Origin of the sequence: Streptomyces sp. NPDC007856 (genome assembly GCF_042868225.1) — a bacterium.
Lineage (GTDB): Bacteria > Actinomycetota > Actinomycetes > Streptomycetales > Streptomycetaceae > Streptomyces.
Genome location: NZ_JBIAEC010000023.1, coordinates 87,542 through 94,223 on the forward strand (window position 1 = coordinate 87,542; position 6,682 = coordinate 94,223).

General features: G+C 73.5%; 1 pseudogene. It reads right to left on the reverse strand.

Going from position 1 to position 6,682, the window contains the following annotated elements:
• Window positions 1-112 precede the first annotated feature (112 nt).
• Window positions 113-6,676 (reverse strand): annotated as a pseudogene (locus ACFYOH_RS38250) (SDR family NAD(P)-dependent oxidoreductase); the annotation flags it as partial.
• Window positions 6,677-6,682 lie beyond the last annotated feature (6 nt).

The following is a 6,682-nucleotide window of genomic DNA, read 5'->3' on the forward strand; positions in this document are numbered from 1 at the left end:
CCGAGGTCCGGGTGATCTGCCCCCCCCGCCCCCCGAAACTCCCGGCCCCCCACCCCCCGGGCCGGCCCCCCCCCCGGGGGGGGCCCGGCCCTCGGCCGTGCGGGGCGCGCCGCTACCGCAGCCGCGCGACCCAGTCGTCCACGGCTCCTGCCGTGGCGTCCGCGTGCTGCTCCATCATCGTGAAGTGGTTGCCCGGTGCGTCCACGGCGGTGTGCTCCAGCTCCCAGTACGACCGCCAGTCCCCGTCCCTCGTCCAGTCGAAGAGCCGTTCCCCGGCCCGGACGAGCAGCGTGGGGGCGCCGATGGACCGCGGTTTCCACCCGCCGAACAACCGGAAGTAGGCGCCCATGGCCAGCAGCCGGGTGTCGTCGACCGGCACGTAGCTCTCCTGCCGCTCGTTCATGCCCGAGGACAGCCCGGGCTGGATACCGACGATGGCGTCGTCGTCGTGCGAGTAGATGTCGATCAGCACCACCGCACGCGGTGCGGTCCCGGCGCTCTCCAGCCGCTCGGCGACCGCGTGCGCGAGCATGCCGCCGGAGGAGTGGCCGAGCAGCACGAACGGCCTGCCGTCGGCCTGCCGCAACACCGCCTCGGCCTGCGCCTCGATCACCGCCTCCGGACCGGCCGGTACCTGCTCCCCGGTGAGGAAGCCGGGCGCGGCCAGCGCCCACACGTCACGCCGGCCCCGGAAGGCGGCGGCGAACCGGGCGTACTGGTGCGGCCCGGAGATCGACAGGATGGAGGAGAAACACACCAGCGCCGGCTGCCGGTCACCGGTGGCGAGCCGCACCAGCCGTGGCGGGGTGCGCAGTTCGGCGGCGGAGGCGAACGACGGCCGGAACCGCGAGGCCTCCATCAGCAGACCCATGAACTCGCCGGACGCGTCGAGTTCGGCGGCGCGCCGCAGCATCTGCCCGAACATTCCGCTGCTCGTCCCACCGTCCGGCGCCTGGTCCGCGCCGGCCGGCCCGCCTTCGCGGGGTGCCTCCTCACCGGGCGCCCCGGCGCCGGACGTCCGGGCGGCCAGTTCGGCGCGCAGATGCCGGGCGACGAGTTGCGGGGTGGGGTGGTCGAACAGCAGGGTGGGCGCCAGCCGCAGCCCTGTCGCCGCGACCAGGTGATTGCGCAGCTCCACGGCGGTCAGCGAGTCGACGCCCAGTTCGAGGAACTCGCGTGTCTCACCCACTTCCCCGGGATCGGCGAATCCCAGCACGGCTGCCGCCTGGGCACGCACCACATCGAGCAGCGTCCGCTCCTGCTCCCCCGCCGTCAGTGCGGCCAGCCGCCGGACGAGGTCCGCCGCGCCCGCCACCGCGGCCTGGGCGGTCCGCGCGGTACGGCGTGGCACCGCCCGCACCAAGCCGCGCAGCAGCGCGGGCAGCACGCCGGCCGCCGCCTGGGATCGCAGGGGCTCGGTGTCGAGGCGCACCGCCACCAGCACGGCCCGTGCGGAGTCGGCGCCGACCCGGCAGGCGGTGTCGAACAGGGCCAGGCCCTGCGCGGAGGACAGCGGCAGCAGGCCGGACCTGGCCATCCGCCGCAGGTCCGCCTCCGCCAGCTCCCCGGTCATGGCACTGCGCTGCTCCCACAGCCCCCAGGCGACCGACACCGCCGGCAGACCCTCGGTCCGGCGGTGCTCGGCGAGCGCGTCCAGGAAGGCGTTGGCGGCCGCGTAGTTGGCCTGACCCGGCGCGCCGAAGGTACCGGCGGCCGAGGAGAACAGGACGAACGCCGACAGGCCGAGGTCCCGGGTCGCCTCGTGGAGGTTCAGGGCCGCGTCGGTCTTCGGCCGGAACACGGTGTCGATCCGGTCCGGGGTGAGCGACGGTACGAGCCCGTCGTCCAGCACGCCCGCGGTGTGGACGACGGCGGTCAGCGGATGGTCCTGGGGCACCTCGGCGAGCAGGGCCCGCAGCGCGTCCCGGTCGGCCACGTCGCAGGCGGCGACGCGCACACTCGCTCCGCGCCCGGTGAGCTCCGCGACCAGCTCGGCCGCGCCGTCGGCGCTCATCCCGCGCCGGCTGGTGAGCAGCAAGTGCCGGACACCCCGCTCCGCCACCAGATGTCGGGCGACGAGGCCGCCGAGCGCCCCCGTTCCGCCGGTGACGAGCACGGTTCCGTCCGGGTCGAGCGCGGCCGTGGCGTCACCCTCGGCCTCGGTCACCGGGACCCTGGCCAGCCGGGGGGCGTACTGGGCTCCTTCCCTGACGGCCAGTTGGTTCTCGCCGCCGGCCACCGCGCCGGGCAGGGCCCGGTACGAGAGGTCGTGCTCGTCGACGTCCAGCAGCAGGAAGCGGTCCGGGTTCTCCGTCTGAGCCGAACGCAGCAGGCCCCACAGCGACGCCTGCGTCAGGTCACCGACCGTGTCGCCCGTCGACGCGGCGACGGCGCCGCGGGTGACGAACGCGAGCCGAGCACCGTCGAACACCTCCTCGGAGAGCCAGGACTGCACCAGCTCCAGGGCCTCGTGGGCCGCCTGTCGCACCGCGTCGGCGAGGTCGCCGGCGGCCTGCGGAGCCCGGGGTACCAGGACCAGGTCGGGCAGGGGCTTGCCCGCCGCCACGACCCCCGCGAGCGCCGCGAGGTCGGCGTACGCGTCGACGGACACCCCCGCCGCCTCCAGCGCGGCACCCAGCTTGAGGGGGTCGGCGCCGACGACGGCCCACTGCCCGGCCGGCACCCGCGTGCCGGCGGATGCCGGAACCCGCGCCCATTCCACCTGGAAGAGGGAGTCGTGGAACCCGCCCCTGGCCGTTCCCAGCCGGGCCGGGTCGACCGGCCGCAGCGTCAAGGCGTCCACGGACGCGACCGCGCCCCCCGTCTCGTCGACTGCTCGCAGGGCGACCGAGCCGTCACCGGCGGGGCTGATCCGCACCCGGAGCGCCGTGGCACCGGCCGCCTGCAGCCCGACCCCGCTCCACGAGAAGGGCAGGCGGAGCGCACCCGGCGCGGTGCCGGTGGAACCGGTGAACTCGCCCAGCGCCAAACCGTGCAGTGCCGAGTCGAGCAGGGCGGGATGGAGCGCGAACCGCGCGGCCTCGTCGTGCTGGTCCCGCGGCAGCGCCAGCTCGGCGAAGATGTCGTCCCCGCGTCGCCAGGCGGCCTGCAGCCCCTGGAAGGCCGGGCCGTACCCGAACCCGCCCTCGGCGAACCGCTCGTAGAGTCCGGACACGTCCAGCGGCGTGGCGTCGGCGGGCGGCCAGACGGTGAAGCCGGGGTCGGTCTGCGCCTCGCTTGCGTGCGCAGCGGCGTCCTCCGCGTCCTCGGTGGCGAGCACGCCGCCGGCGTGCCGCAGCCAGGTCCCGTCCTCGGCGTCCTCGGGCCGCGAGTACAAGGTCACCTCCCGGCGACCGGAACCGTCCGGCTCGCCCACCGACATGCGCAGCACCACACCGCCCCGCGGGGGCAGCACCAGCGGCGCCTCGAGGGTCAGCTCCTCCAGCCGGTCACAGCCGACCTGGTCCCCGGCACGGATCGCCAGCTCGACGAACGCCGTACCCGGCAGGATCACGGTGCCGGCCACCGCATGGTCGGCCAGCCAGCGGTGACTGTCCAGGGAGAGCCGCCCGGTGAACACGTAACCGCCCTGGTCGGGCAGTTCCACAGCCGCGCCCAGCAGCGGATGGTCCGCCGAGCCGAGTCCGGCGGAGGTCACGTCGCCGACGGTCGCCGGTACGTCGATCCAGTAGCGCTGGTGCTGGAAGGCGTAGGTGGGCAGGTCGACGCGTCGGGCGCCGGTGCCGGCGTAGTAGGCCTGCCAGTCCACCGCGATGCCCCGGGTGTGGGCGTGCGCGAGGGCCGTGGTCAGGGTTTCCGGCTCCGGACGGCCCGCGCGGAGCACCGGTACGAACGCATGGTCCTCGCCGGTGACGCAGTCCTGGCCCATCGCCGAGAGCACACCGTCCGGGCCGAGCTCGATGAACGTGGTGACGTCCTGGGCTTCCAGGGCGCGGATGCCGTCGTGGAAACGGACCGCCTCACGGACATGGCGGACCCAGAAGCCGGAGCTGGTGATCTCCTCGGCGGTCGCGAGAGCGCCGGTGAGGTTCGAGACGACCGGGATCCGCGGGGCCTCGTACGACAGACCGTCGGCAACCTCCCGGAAGGCCTCCAGCATGCCGTCCATGTGCGGCGAGTGGAACGCGTGACTGACCGTCAGACGCTTGGCCTTGCGGCCCTGTTCCTCGAAGTGGGCCGCGATCTCCAGTGCGGCGTCCTCGTCACCTGCGATGACGACGGAAGTCGGGCCGTTGACGGCGGCGATGCTCACGGCGTCGGTCAGGTACGGGGTGACCTCGTCCTCGGTGGCCTGGACGGCAACCATCGCACCACCGGACGGCAGCTCCTGCATCAGCCGGCCACGCGCCGCCACCAGCGTGCACGCGTCCTCCAGCGACAGCACACCCGCACAATGCGCCGCCGCGATCTCACCGATCGAGTGACCGGAGACGAAGTCCGGCCTGCTGCCCCATGATTCGAGGAGCCGGAACAGCGCCACCTCCACCGCGAACAGGGCGGGCTGCGTATAAGCCGTCCGGTCCAGAACTCCGGACTCATCGCCGAACACCGCCTCACGCAACGGCAGTTCGAACCGCTCGAAGATCTCGTCCAGGGCCTGGGCGAACACGGGGTAGGCGTCGTACAGCTCCCGGCCCATGCCGAGCCGCTGGCTGCCCTGCCCGGTGAACAGAAAGGCGAGCTTGCCGCCGACCGGACCGCCCTCGGCCAGTCCAGCCGAGGGTTCGCCCGCGGCCAGCGCGTCGAGTGAGCGGATGAATGCGTCCCTGTCCCCCGCCACCACGACCGCGCGATGGTCGAAGGTGCCACGATGGACGGCCAGCGAATAGCCGATGTCCGCCGGGCTGAACTCGGGGTGGTCCGACACGTGGGCGCGCAGGCGTTCGGCCTGCACACGCAGGGCCTCGACAGTCCTGCCCGACACCGGCCAAGGCAGCACCTTGGGCACCTGCGGGGAACTGTCATCGGTCTCTGTTTCGAGCGCGGGGGCCTCTTCGACGATGGTGTGGGCGTTGGTGCCGCTGATGCCGAAGGACGAGACCGCCGCCCGGCGGGGACGGCCGGTCTCCGGCCACTCCCGCGCCTCGGTCAGCAACTCCACCGCGCCCGCAGACCAGTCCACGTGCGGGGACGGCTCGTCCACGTGCAGGGTCCGCGGCAGCACACCGTGCCGCATCGCCATCACCATCTTGATGATCCCGGCGACACCGGCCGCGGCCTGCGTATGACCGAAGTTGGACTTGACGGAGCCCAGCCACAGTGGCTCGTCCTCGGCCCGGGCCTTGCCGTAGGTGGCCAGCAGCGCCTGCGCCTCGATCGGGTCACCCAGCGTCGTACCCGTACCATGCGCCTCCACCACGTCCACCTCGGACGCCGAGAGCCCGGCGTTGGCCAGTGCCTGCCGGATCACCCGCTGCTGCGACGGCCCGTTCGGCGCCGTCAGACCATTGCTCGCGCCGTCCTGGTTGACCGCCGAGCCGCGGACCACCGCCAGCACCGGGTGACCGTTCTTGCGGGCGTCGGACAGCCGCTCCACCAGCAGCATGCCCACACCTTCACCCCACGCCGTGCCGTCCGCCGCGGCGGCGAAGGGCTTGCAGCGGCCGTCGGCCGCGAGGCCGCGCTGACGGCTGAACGCCACGAACGTTCCCGGCGTGGCCATCACCGTCACACCGCCGGCGAGCGCCAGCGAGCACTCGCCGTTGCGCAGCGCCTGGACGGCCAGGTGCAGGGTGACGAGGGACGACGAGCAGGCGGTGTCGACGGTGACCGCCGGGCCTTCCAGGCCGAACGTGTAGGCCACACGGCCGGAAACGACGCTCCCGGAACTGGCCGTGCCCATGTAGCCCTCGAGGCCGTCGGGTGCGCGGTGCAGCAGCGTGCCGTAGTCGTTGTACATCACGCCGGCGAACACACCGGTACGGCTGCCGCGGAGTGACGCCGGGTCGATGCCCGCGCGTTCGAACGCTTCCCAGGTGGTCTCCAGGAGCAGCCGCTGTTGCGGGTCGGTGGCCAGTGCCTCGCGCGGGCTCATCCCGAAGAAGACCGGGTCGAAGTGGTGTGCGTCGTGCAGGAAGCCGCCCTCGCGCGTGTAGCTCGTGCCGGGCCGGTCGGGGTCCGGGTCGAAGAGCCCTTCCACGTCCCAGCCCCGGTCCGTGGGGAGGTCCGAGATGGCGTCGCGGCCTTCGGTCACCAGTGTCCACAGATCTTCGGGAGAACGGACGTCTCCGGGGTACCGGCAGGCCATGCCGACGATGGCGATCGGATCGTCGTACGCCGCCGCTCCCGCCGCGACGACCGGGGCGGCGGCCTCGGCCGAGGTGCCCAGGACTTCCGTCGTCAGGTATTCGGCCAGGGCGGTGGGCGTGGGGTAGTCGAAGATCAGGGTCGCGGGGAGGCGGACCTCGGTGGCCGCGGTCAGCCGGTTGCGCAGTTCCACCGCGGTCAGCGAGTCGAAGCCGACCTGGTTGAAGGCGCGCAGCGGATCGACCGCGTCGGGTCCGGGGAGGCCGAGTACGGCGGCCACCTGCGTGCGGACCGATTCCAGGACGACCTTGACCCGTTCCGCCGGGGGGAGTGTGGTCAGGCGTTGGGCCAGGGCCCCGGGGGCCGCGGCGTCGGCCGCCGCAGCACGACGTACGGGCACCCGGACCAGGGACCG